The organism is Wolbachia endosymbiont (group B) of Philonthus cognatus, assembly GCF_947179345.1.
Lineage (GTDB): Bacteria > Pseudomonadota > Alphaproteobacteria > Rickettsiales > Anaplasmataceae > Wolbachia.
The window spans coordinates 953813-968773 of sequence record NZ_CAMXBG010000002.1 but is presented as its reverse complement, the minus strand read 5'-3'; the positions used below and the strand labels follow the sequence as shown (position 1 = coordinate 968773).

Annotated in this window: 10 protein-coding genes; 8 read left to right on the top strand and 2 right to left on the bottom strand. The window is 34.7% G+C overall.

The features are described 5' to 3' along the window. The first annotated feature begins 23 nt into the window (after nucleotides 1–23). The 6 genes from ONG78_RS06440 (at nucleotide 24) to ONG78_RS06415 (ending at nucleotide 6963) form a co-directional block, all read left to right on the top strand. Nucleotides 24–704 (top strand): VirB8 family type IV secretion system protein, encoded by a 681-nt coding sequence (locus tag ONG78_RS06440; protein ID WP_007302609.1) that lies wholly within the window; start codon nucleotides 24–26, stop codon nucleotides 702–704. Continuing rightward, nucleotides 691–1482, top strand: coding sequence for a P-type conjugative transfer protein VirB9 (gene virB9, locus ONG78_RS06435; RefSeq protein WP_264377966.1), 792 nt, complete (start codon nucleotides 691–693; stop codon nucleotides 1480–1482). The genes ONG78_RS06440 and virB9 overlap by 14 nt, the downstream gene beginning before the upstream one ends. A 16-nt stretch (nucleotides 1483–1498) precedes the next feature. Continuing rightward, the gene (locus tag ONG78_RS06430) at nucleotides 1499–3007 is read left to right on the top strand and encodes a TrbI/VirB10 family protein (RefSeq protein ID WP_264376436.1); all 1509 of its coding nucleotides are present in this window, start codon (nucleotides 1499–1501) and stop codon (nucleotides 3005–3007) included. A 1-nt stretch (nucleotide 3008) separates the two neighbouring features. Further along, entirely contained in the window at nucleotides 3009–4001 is a 993-nt protein-coding gene (gene virB11, locus ONG78_RS06425; protein WP_264377965.1) for a P-type DNA transfer ATPase VirB11, read from the top strand. Nucleotides 4002–4031: 30 nt separating this feature from the next. After that, nucleotides 4032–6050, top strand: coding sequence for a type IV secretory system conjugative DNA transfer family protein (locus tag ONG78_RS06420; RefSeq protein WP_264377964.1), 2019 nt, complete (start codon nucleotides 4032–4034; stop codon nucleotides 6048–6050). Nucleotides 6051–6150: 100 nt separating this feature from the next. Beyond that, nucleotides 6151–6963: a P44/Msp2 family outer membrane protein gene (locus ONG78_RS06415; protein WP_264377963.1), complete on the top strand. Its 813-nt coding sequence runs from the start codon at nucleotides 6151–6153 to the stop codon at nucleotides 6961–6963. A gap of 185 nt (nucleotides 6964–7148) precedes the next feature. Here the strand turns inward: ONG78_RS06415 and topA are convergent, their stop codons facing one another. Next, nucleotides 7149–9599, bottom strand: coding sequence for a type I DNA topoisomerase (gene topA / locus ONG78_RS06410; protein WP_264377962.1), 2451 nt, complete (start codon nucleotides 9597–9599; stop codon nucleotides 7149–7151). A 650-nt stretch (nucleotides 9600–10249) separates the two neighbouring features. Here topA and ONG78_RS06405 point away from each other — a divergent pair. Both ONG78_RS06405 and radA read left to right on the top strand, forming a co-directional pair. Further along, entirely contained in the window at nucleotides 10250–11521 is a 1272-nt protein-coding gene (locus ONG78_RS06405) for an MFS transporter (protein WP_264377961.1), read from the top strand. Nucleotides 11522–11587: 66 nt separating this feature from the next. Continuing rightward, nucleotides 11588–12931, top strand: coding sequence for a DNA repair protein RadA (gene radA / locus ONG78_RS06400; RefSeq protein ID WP_264377960.1), 1344 nt, complete (start codon nucleotides 11588–11590; stop codon nucleotides 12929–12931). Between the two features lie 948 nt (nucleotides 12932–13879). Here the strand turns inward: radA and ftsY are convergent. Beyond that, on the bottom strand, nucleotides 13880–14791 hold the full coding sequence (gene ftsY / locus ONG78_RS06395) for a signal recognition particle-docking protein FtsY (protein ID WP_264375346.1): 912 nt from the start codon (nucleotides 14789–14791) through the stop codon (nucleotides 13880–13882). Nucleotides 14792–14961: the final 170 nt, after the last annotated feature.

The window sequence follows — 14961 nt, the reverse complement described above, 5'->3', positions numbered from 1 at the left end:
TTAAGATTTTTAAGAATATTGAGATGCTGAAATTTTTAAAACAAGAAAAAAGTAATGAGTCATTGGATAAGGATATAAATTGGAATTCAAGTCGCTATAGCACAGTTGTTGCTCAGAGAAATACTTTACTTTTATTTACATTAATATTACTAGTTGCAATTTCTATAAGCATATTAGCTATATTTAAAATTAGCACAAGTAGCACTATTGAGCCATTCGTTATAGAAATTGATAAAAAGTCAGGAATAGTGCAATTGGTTGATCCTGTTACAGTAAAACAATATTCTGCAAATGAAACGCTGAACGATTATTTTATTTCAGAGTATATAAAAGCAAGGGAGGTTTTTGACCCATATAATTATAATTATAATTATTATACAAAAGTAAGGTTGTTTTCTTCGCCTAGTGTATATAGTGAATTTAGCAATTATATAAAATCGCAGAATATGAATGACCTTTTTAATTTATATTCAGATGCTAAAGGTGAGTTGAAAATTCGTTCAATTCAAAAATTAGGTAATGATGCTCTTCAAGTGAGATTTTCTATAGAATTTACACGAAAAGATGGAAATTCCTCAAGGAAAAATAAGATAGTTGTGATGTCGTATAAATATGCATCGCTTGAAATGAATGATCAGCAAAGATATATTAACCCGTTAGGGTTTCAAGTTATTTCATATAGAGTAGATGATGAATATGTGTAGGATATTGTTAGTTTTAGCCTTACTAATAAGTGGCAACTTAAATGCATCTATTAATAATAAACCTATTTCTGTAGATAGTAGAATAAAGACTTTTGTATATAGCTCTAATGAGGTGTTTACAGTAATTTTTAGTCAAGGTTACTATTCTTATATTGAGTTTGCAGAAGGGGAAAAAGTCAAAAATATTGCTGTTGGTGATGCATCAAGTTGGAAAATTAATCCTTATGATAATAAACTGCTTGTCATGCCATTTGAAGTCAGTAGTCGCACTAACATGATTATTACGACAACTAAAAAGAGAAATTACATTTTTGATCTAATTTCAAGACCAAATTACGATAAATACCCAGATGCTGATGCTAAAAAAGTGGATCATGATTATTCCGTTGAAAAGGATATATCTTACGTAATACGTTTTTATTATCCTCAAGAAGAAGATGAATTTGATGTTGATTTAGATGAGGTTTCTTTACCTACTCAAATGCAATACATTACAGAAAAGCCAGAAAAAATAATACAAGAAAATAATACGAGGTACAACTATACATATATTGATGAAGGTGGTAACGTAGATATAGTTCCAATTGAGTTATTCGATGATGGTTATTTAACCTATTTAAAGTTTAGAAATAGTAATAAAATTCCTCAGATTTTTATAGAAGGCGAATCCTGTAAAAGGCTGTTATTTGATGATTATGTTATAATAAAAGGAGTACATAAAAAGCTATTAATGCGTTATGAAGGTAGTGAAGTTGAAGTTATAAATAGGTCACTTTAGTTGTGGTACATATAATATGAGTAAAGAAAGGCATAATAGTGTAGAAGATGAATCAGAGATAGAAAGCAAGGTAGTAACAGTTGGCTCTAATCAAGGTTATAAGGCATTGATGATAGTTATGGTAGCGCTCTTAGTTGGTGGAGTGTACTATCTTTATTTTAGTCCTTCTAATAAAGAGGGTCCAGAGATTGTTAAAAAAGAGGAAACAAAGCAAAACATTCAAGAATTGAAAGGAAAGTTAGAACAAGTTCCAGATAATGCAATAGTTTCCGAAAGAGTAGTAACTGATCTCTTGCCACCCTTACCTCCTCTTCCTATTCCACAAGTCATACCAGAAGTAAAACAAATCAAAAAAGAGGAAGTGACAAAAAAAGAAGAGCAACTAAAAGAAATTCCCTTGTCAAATATACCTGTTTTACCAAAGCAAAATTTTCCTTCTGGTAATGTTATTAGCAATTTGCCTACTTCATTTCCTACAATAGGGGGTGGCGGTTATCCTAGAGACAGACGTAGTGCACAAATGTTAGCAATTTCAGGTAGTAGTGGGGAAGGTAAAGCTACAGATGCTGTTTTATCCAATACCTCAGCACAATCGAGCAAAGCTACCAAAGTAGGAAAGCTTGGTTTAATGATTATTCAAGGTAAAGTTATTGACGCTATTCTTGAAACTGCAATAAGTTCTGACTTACAAGGAATGCTCCGTGCTGTTGTTAGTAGAGACGTTTATGCAGAAACTGGTGATACAATTTTAATACCAAAAGGTTCAAGGTTAATAGGTGGTTATTCATTCGACTCAAATGTTGCAAAAGCCCGCGTGAACATAAATTGGAATAGGATCATTCTTCCTCATGGTATAGATGTTGCTATTGCATCATCTGGTACCGATGAGATTGGAAGGGCAGGGATAGCTGGAATAGTTGATAATAAAATAGCAAGTGCGTTGTTTTCTTCAGTAGCACTTGCCAGTATCTCAATTGGCTCAGCTATTATAGGACAAAAGGCTTCTAATATTGTCGATGTGTTAACTGTTATGGACGCAGTAAAATCTATCATTGGCACTGAAATAGACATTTTCTCTTTCAAAGAAGTGATTGTAAATGGATTGGGGGAAGGTGATATTAAAACAGCAATTAAAGCCGTTAAAAAAGAAGAATGGAAATTAGGTCCTAGAGCTATTAGTAGAATTCAAGATGCTTCTAGCGAGCAAAATTTATTTGAGATCATGAAAGAAGAGATCGCGAAGGTTCTAAGCACAGCACTTGCAGGTCAAAAAGTTACTGAAGAGGATATCCCTATTACTTTAGAAGATGTGAAGGCATTATTAAAGCAAATTCAGAAAAAAAGTAAGTCAGTTTATGAAAGTGCAATTGAAAAATCAATTAATGATTTTTCCAAAGACATGCGAGATATAGTTGATAGGAGTGTAGATAAAAAACCAACTATTTATGTTAATCAAGGAACTGCATTGAAAGTATTTGTTAACCAAGATATAGTATTTCCTCCACAGTCAATATTAAATAACTGAAATGAACTATGCTGCACTTGATACATACTTGGAGCCATTACAAGGGATATTTCAAGAGGAAGGTGTAAATGAAATATCAATAAATAAACCGAAGGAAGTATGGATTGAAAATCGCGGTGAAATAAGATGCGAAAAGTTAGAAATATTTGATCTTAATCATTTAAAATCTCTTAGCAGGTTGATTGCTCAAGCTACAGAACAAAAACTGAGCGAAGAGACACCGCTGCTTTCAGCTACATTACCAAATGGTTATCGTATACAGATAGTGTTTCCTCCAGCATGTGAGCCTGATAAAGTAGTCATTTCAATTCGTAAACCTTCTTCTATGCAATTGGCATTGGATGATTATGAAAAAATGGGGGCTTTTTCTGAAACTGTTATAGGAGTCACCGATAATCCAGTAGATCGTCACCTAGATTTGCTACTGAAACAAAAAAAAATAAAAGAGTTTTTAGAATATGCTGTAATAAATAAGAAAAATATCATAATTAGTGGTGGAACTTCCACTGGTAAAACCACTTTTACTAATGCTACTTTGCGTGCTATTCCATCTGAAGAAAGAATTATTACTGTTGAAGATGCAAGAGAGATAGTTTTGAATGATCATCCCAATAAAGTACATTTAATTGCTTCTAAAGGAGGGCAAGGCAGGGCAAAAGTGACCACTCAAGATTTGATAGAGGCATGTTTACGTTTAAGACCAGATAGAATAATAGTTGGTGAGCTGCGTGGAGCAGAAGCTTTTAGTTTTCTTAGAGCAATAAACACTGGCCACCCAGGGTCAATATCAACTCTTCATGCGGATAGTCCGGCAATGGCTCTTGAGCAAATAAAACTTATGGTTATGCAAGCAAATCTTGGAATTCCCCCAGATCAGATCATACCATACATTAGAAATGTAATTGATATTGTTATTCAGCTAAAAAGAACCAGTGGAGGCAAAAGAAGCATTTCTGAAATATTATTTACTAGATCTTCAAATGAAAATACTTAAATTTATACGTAAGTTAAGAAAAAGTAGTTTATGAGTAATGGAAATCACCTACGCAATATTCTCATAGGAGGTGTAGTATCTTTTAGCATACTTGAATTTTGCTTCTATTTGTCTGGTATATTATTCTACCTGTTTGTTGACGGTCCAGATGGTGTAGATTTTAGAGCAATTAATCCTAGCTTGACACCTTTTCCTCAAGCTCTCTGGCCGACAATTTTTGATCATATACAATATTGTTGGCATCATCCAGAGCTATATAGCTTTGAGCTCAAAATTAAATTAGTTGTATCTTCTCTACTGCCTCAAATTGTTTTGATGATTATTTTGTGGAATGTGAGAGAAAGACTAATTGAGTGGCGGCCATTTAAAAAGAAAGAATCACTTCATGGAGATTCACAGTGGGCATCAGAGAAAGACATACGAAAATCGGGATTAAGAAGCAAAAAAGGTCTATTGCTTGGTAAAGATAAGAGAGGATATTTTATTGCTGATGGGTTTCAGCATGCGTTGCTCTTTGCACCTACAGGCTCTGGTAAAGGTGTTGGTTTTGTAATTCCTAATTTGTTATTTTGGAATGATTCGGTAATTGTGCATGATATAAAATTAGAAAACTATGAAATAACAAGTGGTTGGCGAGAGCGACAAGGACAAAAAGTATATGTATGGAACCCAGCGCAGCCAGATGGGGTAAGCCATTGTTATAATCCACTGGAATGGATTAGTGAAAAACCTGGACAGATGGTTGACGATGTGCAAAAAATAGCTAACCTAATCATGCCTGAACAAGATTTTTGGCAAAACGAAGCAAGAAGCTTATTTGTTGGGGTGGTACTATATTTACTTGCTGCACCAGAGAAAGTTAAATCTTTTGGTGAGGTTGTGCGTACGATGCGTAGCGATGACGTAGTTTACAATCTTGCTGTAGTTTTGGACACAATGGGTAAAATAATACATCCGGTAGCGTATATGAACATTGCAGCTTTTTTGCAAAAGGCTGACAAAGAAAGATCAGGTGTTGTGTCAACTATGAACTCGTCGCTTGAATTGTGGGCAAACCCATTGATCGATACTGCAACTGCATCAAGTGATTTTAATATTTTGGATTTTAAAAGGAAGAAAACTACAGTTTATGTTGGTTTAACTCCTGATAACTTAACTAGGCTCAGGCCTTTAATGCAGGTTTTTTACCAACAGGCAACTGAGTTTTTATGTAGAAAATTGCCATCAGATGACGAGCCTTACGGCGTATTATTTTTAATGGATGAGTTTCCAACACTTGGAAAAATGGAGCAATTTCAAACGGGCATCGCATACTTTCGTGGCTATCGAGTAAGGTTATTTTTAATTGTTCAAGATACTGAACAGCTTAAAGGAATATATGAAGAAGCAGGAATGAACTCCTTTTTATCAAACTCAACCTATAGAATAACTTTTGCAGCCAATAATATTGAAACGGCTAATTTGATATCTCAGCTTATAGGAAACAAAACTGTACAACAAGAATCATTAAACAAACCTAAATTTTTAGACTTGAATCCTGCATCAAGATCATTGCATATCTCTGAAACACAGAGAGCATTGCTCTTACCTCAAGAAATTATTATGCTGCCACGTGATGATCAAATAATTTTGATAGAATCGACTTATCCAATTAAGTCAAAGAAAATTTTGTACTATAGTGATAGCACATTCACAAGAAGGCTGATTAAACCAACACGTGTGCCTACACAAGAGCCATATGATCCAAACAAGGTCTTTTCTGCTGCTAACAAAGATAAGATTAGTAATGAAGAAGAGAGTAATGCTATTGAAGATGCTGATTATCCTGTTGAAGCTAAAACTGAAGATGCAGTATACGATGAGCCAGAGATTGAAGATGGATTTGAAGACGAGGATATTGATGATAAATTTGAAGGTGGTGATGGTTTTGATGATGAGGAAGACGATGATGGGTTTGATGATGAAGACAGTAAGGATGAATTTGAAGATGATGATGAATTTGAAGATGAGGACAAACTAGACGGCAATAAAATCGAGGATAGAGGTTAATTTTACCTATTTTTTAGCTTAGAAAATAATTAGTTTTTTCATATTAAATCATTTTTAATTAATTAGTACTAGATTAGCTATTTTAACTAGAGGAATAGTCATGATGAGTAAAAAAACATTAGCAGTTACAGCACTTGCTTTATTGTTGTCACAACAATCTTTTGCAAGTGAAACGGAAGGATTTTACTTTGGTACTAGATATTACGGTCAATATTTGAACTTTGGTAAGTTGAAAGCAAAAATTGGAAGTAAAGATGCTACAGATGCCAATAAGGTATCTGTAAATGACAGGGGTGCTCAGAGTACAGAAGGTCAGCTACTAAACAAGTATGAAGGAGATTATAATCCACCTTTTGCTGCAAATGTAGCACTTGGTTATACAGGGGAATTAGGTAATAATAGCTATAGAGCTGAATTAGAAGGAATGTATTCTTCCGTGAAAGTGGATAATGTTGGTTTAACAAGCGGCCAGATGACAATATCGTACACAGAAGGCGGCAATCAATATGGATCAATTATTAACCATGACAAAATTGAGAACATATCTGTAATGGCAAATGTTTATCATCATTGGAAAAGTGAGAGTTTCTCTTTTTCTCCTTATGTTGGTATTGGAGTTGGTGCAACAAGAATGACAATGTTTGAAAAATCGTCAATAAGACCTGCAGGTCAATTAAAGGCTGGCTTTGATTATCATATAAATGAAGATGTAAATATGCATATCGGATATAGAGGTTTTGGTGTTATTGGTAGCAGTGAATACAAACCGGAAACTTTAAAGTTGGATGCTAAAACAAACAAAATGGATCAACAAACAGGTGATAATAAAATGACTACTACCATACAGAATGGCTTTTTTCACACACACGGTATAGAAGCTGGTCTTACTTTTCATTTTGCAAGCAAAGCTTAACTCTGATAGAGACTATTTTCCTGGTAGCACGTCTGCGTCACACGACTGTAGCTGCTAACCAGGTGACAACTTTCTCGTTATCTGAATATTTTCTTTCTTGTAATTCAGGCTCTTTTTTTCTCAGTTCCAGCGTGTAGCGCTGGAACAACAATAAAGAACATATAAAGAATGGTTATGCAAGAAGTCTACTTTTTATTCTTAATTAACTCTAAAGCCTTCTTCAGATCTATACTTTCAATATCTGCATTCTTGCCCAAAGCAACGTTTGTTTTACCGCATTTTATATAGAATCCGTACCTACCGTTGCAGATAAAAACTTCTTTTCCCTTTTCATTAAAACCAAGAGATTTTAGCTCTTTGCGTGGGCTGCTCTCAATAATTTGTATAGCTTCGTTTAATTGTGTGTCTAATACCTCCTTAGAGCTTTTTTTAAGAGAAAAGTATCGACCATCATAGAGAATATAGTACCCAAATCGTCCAAGACCTATTTTTACTTCCTTTCCAGTTTCTGGGTGTTCTCCGATTATTTTCGGCAGGGAAAGTAATCGAGTGGCGGTATTTAGATCAATATCATTAACATTTATATCTTTTGGTACAGAAATCTTTTTTTTCTTTTCTGACTCACTATTAAACTCCAGATAAAGTCCAAAAGGACCTTTTTTGATCATTACCTCTTGGCCTGTCACATCATCTATACCCAAACTTTTTGGATATTCTGAATTGTCATTACTGCCCGTAATTTCTTTTGTATGATTGCATGCAGGATAGTTAGAACATCCAAGAAACACACCGGCTTTTCCAAAATTTAATTTCAATATACCACCAGAGCAATTAGGACATTTTTTACCTATTTCTTCCTTTCCTTCCTCTGAGCAAAACCAATTGACTACCAAATCATGAATACCACTAAAAATCTCATCATGTGTCATTTGCTTAACAGAATTTACATGATTAAAAAATGGCACCCAAAAATAGCCTAGTTCTTTTTTCCAATCTGCATGTCCATTTGAGATTGAATCAAGCCTTTCTTCCATTTGTGCTGTAAAGTCATACTCTACACAACGCTGAAAAAAAGTTTCCAAAAATATAGTCACGATCTTACCGCGGCTGCTTGGAATAAATCTTTTGTTATCCAATGAAACATATTCACGATCTTGTAATACCGAAATAATTGTTGCATAAGTTGATGGGCGACCTATACCGACTTCTTCCATTTTTTTTACTATACTCGCTTCACTATAACGAGGTGGCGGTTGAGTAAAGTGCTGTTTCGGATCAACAGAAATCAACTTGCACGCTTCCTCTTCCTTCATGGCAGGTAGCAGGCCTTCATTTTCGGCTTCCATGTTATCTTGATAGACTTTATAAAAACCATCAAAGAATATACTTGATCCACTTGCTCGCAGAATCACTTTCTGGTCAATAGAACTAATTCCAACTACCACTTGATCAAGAATCGCCGATTCCATTTGACTTGCGATGGTTCTTTTCCAGATTAAATCGTACAATTTAAATTGCTCTGGCGTTAAGTAATCCTTAATACTACCCGGTGTTCTATTAATATCAGTTGGCCGGATTGCTTCATGTGCTTCTTGAGCATTTTTGACCTTTTTTACATATTTACGAGGAGACTGCGGTAAATATTTATCACCATATAATGACTTAATTGATCTCCTGATTGAGTTTATAGCCTCATCTGCAATATGAAACCCATCTGTACGCATGTAAGTTATCAACCCTACGGTTTCACCACCAATATTGATACCTTCATATAAATTTTGCGCTACTCGCATAACATTTTTCACATTAAAATACAGTTTATTCACTGCATCTTGCTGAAGACTTGAGGTGATAAATGGAGGAAGCGGGTTTCTCTTAACTTGCTTGCGTTCTACTGTGCTTACAGCATACTGCCTTGACTCGATCTCCCTGACTAAGTTCTTTGCCTCTTCTTCATTTTTAATATCAAATTTTTCTAGCTTTTTATTGTCATAGTGGCTTAGCATAGCAAAAAAAGCCTCATCTTTGCTATTTTGCATTTCTGCCTTTATGCTCCAATACTCCTGTGTTATAAACTTACTGATTTCATCCTCTCGTTCGCATATAAGCTTTAATGCAACAGACTGCACTCGCCCTGCAGATTTGCTTCCCGACAATTTTGTCCACAGCAGCGGTGACAAGCTAAATCCAACTAGATAATCCAAAGCTCTGCGTGCTTGCTGTGCACGCACTAAGTCCATATTAATTTCACGTGGATTTTTTATAGCTTCTTGCACTGCTCTTTTTGTTATTTCGTTAAAGACTACTCTATGAATGTTGCTTTCATCATTGATTGCTTTTCTTTCCTTTAGTGCCTCTATCACATTCCAAGCTATTGCTTCTCCTTCTCTGTCTGGATCTGTTGCAAGGTATATATCTGATGTTTTACTAGCTTCCTTGACTAACTCTTTTACATACTTTTCTGCTTTTTCAATAATCTCATACTTCATGGTAAAGTCATTATCAGGATCAACAGAACCATTTTTCGCTGGCAGATCTCTGACGTGGCCAAAGGATGCAGCCACTTTGAATTCTTTACTCAAATATTTACCTATCGTCTTTGCCTTTGCCGGCGACTCAACTATCAATAATGCCATAATTATTAGTACTTAAAGGTAATATGTTGAAATATATAGAATAAAAAGTAAAAAAATATTTTAATGGTCTTCTCAGTTTTTTAAGTGAATTGTTTTAATGTTAGCAAAAAACCTAATGAAAGAGCCTACTTTACAAATTTTCCCAACTCCCTTACCATAAGGATAACGCTATACTATTTATCTTCGTCTGTGGAGATTAAACGACAAAAGCATAACGCAGTTGTCGTCTTATTTTTAATTTTTTGCACTATGTGCATCTTATTTCTTTACAAAACTTCCAGTTTTTTAACCATATAAGCTGAAACGGGCTGTTTAAGACAGGCCAATTTTCAGGAGTCACAACTAGCTAATAGGGGGGTTCTTTTGTCTTTTTTCTACTTGGTAAATTTCTTGATGTTTGTAGCTAAAGTAATTTAAGAGAGGTGTCATCCCAGTGTCGGAGCACTGGGATGACAAGAAAAGGAGTACTGGAATGACACATTCCACCATGTCATTCCAGCGGATGACCAGATTTTTTTATTTGATCCCAGACTGGCTGGTTATGCAAGTTCCAATTTTAATAATATTTACATATAAGCCATACGCTTGGGTTGCAAAGTTCTAAAAAGCAGCCAAAATAAAAATAAGTAGACATTTACAAATTAAACTAAGTGTACAATCAACAAACAAGAGTATTGATTGCAACAATACTCTGTAGAATCGCAATATGGTATGACCATATGCTCTTTATTGATCTGGTTAATATAATTAGTAGAGAATTTTGTTATGCAAAAGATATCTACTACAGCATATTGCAATTGTTTGGAATTGCAGGAATGGGTGCAATGGTAAGACCACTTGGTGCATCTGTATTTGGTCACATTGGTGATAGGTATGGAAGGAGAATGGCGTTAACGATTGCTATCTTGCTAATATCGATTCCTTCTAGTCTCGTTGCGTTTATTCCAAGTTATAGTAAAATAGGAATAACCTCTACTATGTTGCTTCTTACAATCCATCTGATACAAGGGGTTGCACTTGGCGCTGAGCAAGGAGGTAGCTCTGTTTATCTCATAGAGCATTTACCTAATAAGAAAAAACTAGGAATGTTTTTTGGAATAATAAGTTTTGGTCGCTCCATTGGCATATTGCTCTCTGTGGTTGCAGTGATCATTTGTAAAAAAACCACTGATTTTAACGCTTGGGGTTGGAGGCTGCCGTTTATTTTTTCAGCCATTTTAGGATTAATAAGCGCATATAGTATATATACACTAGGAGAAACTCCAGCGTATGAAAAAAATCGAGAACAAAGAAATTTACCTAATTTACCAATAATAGAGCTTACAAAACGCTATAAAAGAGCCCTGATACTTGCCATTTTAATATCTGTACCTGTTAATGTTGCTGTTGGATTTACCATATTTCTTAGAACAATTGCAAAAGAAATAGTGTCTGTTGAAACTTATGTAACAACGTATGTCAACGAAGTTGTACTCATTATAACCAGCATATTAATGCCGATATCTTCAATAGTGCTTGGAATTTTAGCTGATAAAACAGGAAGAGAACGCACTGCAATCTTATTTATAGTGATAACAATGGTATTATGTTGTCCTATGTTGTCTATTGCATATTACTATAAAAGCTATCTTATAATCATGTTGAGTGTTATGGCTCTTTCTATAATCGAGAGGGGTATTAATCCTATAGGGATAGTTACTGCTGAACTTTTTCCTACTAATGTTAGATTTAGTGGTGTTAGCTTATCACGCAACATCTCTTTTGCCTTGCATGGAGGATTTACTCCTATGATATGCACTTGGTTTACTATAATGTTTCCTAAAATAGACTTTGCTGCTGGGCTTTATGTAATTTTTTGCTTATTAGTCAGCTTAGTAGCAATATTGCAAATAAAACCACAAGATAAAAAGTGTGATTGGTAATTTTCTCTATTTAAATTTATTTCACTTATTTAGCTAATTTTTATTACAATTATAATTTTGGCTTTTATGAAAACTGCATACGTATGTCAATTCTGCGGTCATAGCACTGGAAGGTGGGTAGGAAGGTGTATTGCATGTGACAGTTGGGATACGGTTGTCGAAGAAATAGTACTAAAAACAGAAACGAGAAGTACATCTGCACCAATTTCAATAAAAGCGTTATCAGATAGTGAAATTATTACCCCCGATCGTTTTTTAACAGGAATAGAAGAGTTAGATAGAGTTTTTGGTGGAGGTATCGTTCAAGGTGCTAGCATTTTAATTGGTGGTGAACCTGGAATTGGAAAATCTACTCTTTTGCTTAGGATTGCAGCTAATGTTGTACAACTTTCCTCTTTTGAATGTCTTTATGTATCTGGCGAGGAATCTTTAGAGCAAGTGAGCCTCAGAGCAAAGCGTCTTAAGATAAATGAACCTAAAATTAAGCTTTTATCTACAGTATCTTTAACTGATGTAGTAGCAACAATAAGGAAAAATAAAAGTATTAAGTTCTTGATAATTGATTCTATACAAACTATGTATGATAGCAAAGTCACATCAGCACCAGGAACTGTAACTCAAGTCCGTACCTGCGCTCATGAATTGACTGTTCTTGCAAAGCAATATGGTGTTTCTCTCTTAATAGTTGGCCATATAACGAAAGATGGACAAATAGCGGGACCTAAAACCCTGGAGCATATGGTAGATACAGTACTATATTTTGAGGGTGAAAATAGTAATCAATATCGCATTTTACGTACTATTAAAAATAGATTTGGCCCTGCAAATGAAATTGGTGTTTTTGAGATGTCTAAAGCAGGACTCATGCCTGTTGATAATCCATCATCATTATTCTTGACCGTACATGATAGAGAAGTAGTTGGCAGCGCCGTATTTGCAGGAGTTGAAGGCTCAAGACCAATCTTAATGGAAGTGCAAGCATTAATAGCAAGGACTAATATGGCAACTCCAAGAAGAGCAGTAGTTGGTTGGGATATTAATAGATTAGCTATGATAATCGCGGTTCTAAGTGCTCGTTGTAAAATGTTTTTGCATGATAAAGAAGTATACCTAAACATTGCGGGAGGACTCAAAATACAGGAACCATCAGCTGACCTTGCTGTTGCTGCTTCCCTTATTTCAAGTTTAGTAAATTTACCGCTGCCAATTTCTTCAATAATCTGCGGTGAGGTTGCACTTTCAGGAGAAATTAGAAATGTTTCGCATGCTGATCTCAGATTAAGGGAAGCACAAAAGTTAGGATTTAAAAAAGCGATTATGCCTAAAAATGGCAATTATTCTTCTCATGATATTGAGATAATTAAGCTTGGTCATATAAAAGAGTTAAAAGAGGTCTTCAATCACAATTAAATATTATCTGCATGAACATTTTGCTTGTGAGAAGGATGTCATCCCAGCTTCCATAATGTCATCTGAGTAGGTGACACTGGCTTCTTTTTTTACTGTTTTTACTGTAATTAAAAATTCATTGGATCTTGATTATATATTTCCTCTGCTATAAGCGATAATTTTTCGCTCTCATCAAAGAGACTTTTTGCGCTAGCTGCTAATTTCTCACTAATTTGTGAATGAGGTTTAAAAACTTCAGAACTGTGCCTCTGAATTCATTCGTCGACGCATCGATAGTATTGATCTGTATAGCCGTCTCTGTAGTTATAGCATTTCATTTCACATCGAGATTTTGCATATTCTGTTGGTGCTTGTTGTTTCATAATATACTCCTTAATTAAAAGCCAATACTTATATTAGAATATAAGTATGAATATTACATTAATATAATTACTTTTTAGGCATGAGTGACAAGCTGAAGTGGTTTTTGGTTGCCCACAAAACATATTAGATCCTTATTTCATATTCTTTAAAATATTTTTTTTCTTATACTTTCTTTATAAAAACCATGGGCGCCCATTGATTTTTATTGGCTAAAGTAAAGGTCAAGTATCTGGAATTCTGGACATAAAATCCTCCTGTATAAAAAAGAGTTAGAAAAAAAATGCAGTGCACATACGACAGATATACACTGAAGAATACATTTTTTAATAAGTTTGATTAAAAAGTCTGCAGACTAAAGATAGATTTTGAGCTCTTAAAATATCTCTATTTGTAATTATAATGAGATTGAAAATATGCGGAAGTAATTTTTATACGTTAACGGCTCACCCAACCCACTTGCAATCTGGATCCCAGACTGGGATGACAAGAAAAGGCTACTCAAATAGGAAGTACTGGAATTATACCATCTAAAAACGGCTTCTCATGATAATTAAGCTTGGTCATATGAGAAAATTAAAGAGATCTTCAATCATATTTAAACAGCGCTTCAGCAAACTCTTTGCCAGTAAATTCCCTCAGGTCTTCTATACTTTCACCAATTCCTATAGCGTGTAATTTCACCTTATAAGCTTCTGCAAGCCCAATCACTACTCCACCTTTGGCAGTACCATCTAGCTTTGTTACAATTAACCCGGTAACACCAACCATTTTACTAAACGCCTCTAATTGGCTATAAGCATTTTGGCCAGTAGTTGCATCAAGAACTAAAATAACATCATGAGGAGCAGTATCATCCAATTTCTTTATCGTTCTATGTATTTTTGACAGCTCTTGCATGAGATTTACATTGTTTTGTAGCCTTCCTGCTGTATCAATTAAAACAACATCAACGCTATCTTTGATCGCTTGATTTACAGCTCTATATGCCACACTTGCAGAATCGCTGCCGTGCTCTCCAGTAACAATAGAGCAATCAGAACGTTCTGCCCAAATATTTAATTGCTCACTCGCAGCAGCTCTGAATGTGTCGCACGCAACAAGCATAACGGATTTTCCTTTTTCCTTATATTTATAGGCAAGTTTACCTATAGTTGTAGTTTTTCCATTACCATTCACTCCGCATACCATTATTATGTGTGGTTTTTTATTCAAAATGAGCGGCTGCACAACAGGGTTTAATATTGCTTCTATTTCGCTCATTAACTGCTGTGTGATAACGTTGTGCTCAACTTCTGATTCAAATTTGATACTTGCGAGCTTATCAATAAGCAATCTAGAAGTTTTATGACCTATGTCCATGCTGATCAGCAGCTCTTCCAGATCATCTAAAAGCGACTGATCTAATTTTTTTTTGCCAGAAAAAATATTTTTTACTCCATCACTAAAACGGGAGGAGGTTTTTAATAGTCCTTGATAAAGATTACTGAATAAACTCAAGAAATACTCCTTCTAAAATTACCATATAAAGAATGACATGCACTATATGTATTTGTAAAGTAAATACACTAGTAACCTATATATTTTGTGAGTAAAATGTACCGCTTGCTAGTGTATTTTACTTTAGTTTTTAACCTAAATATGTTATAATGTAAGTAATGGTTTACGGG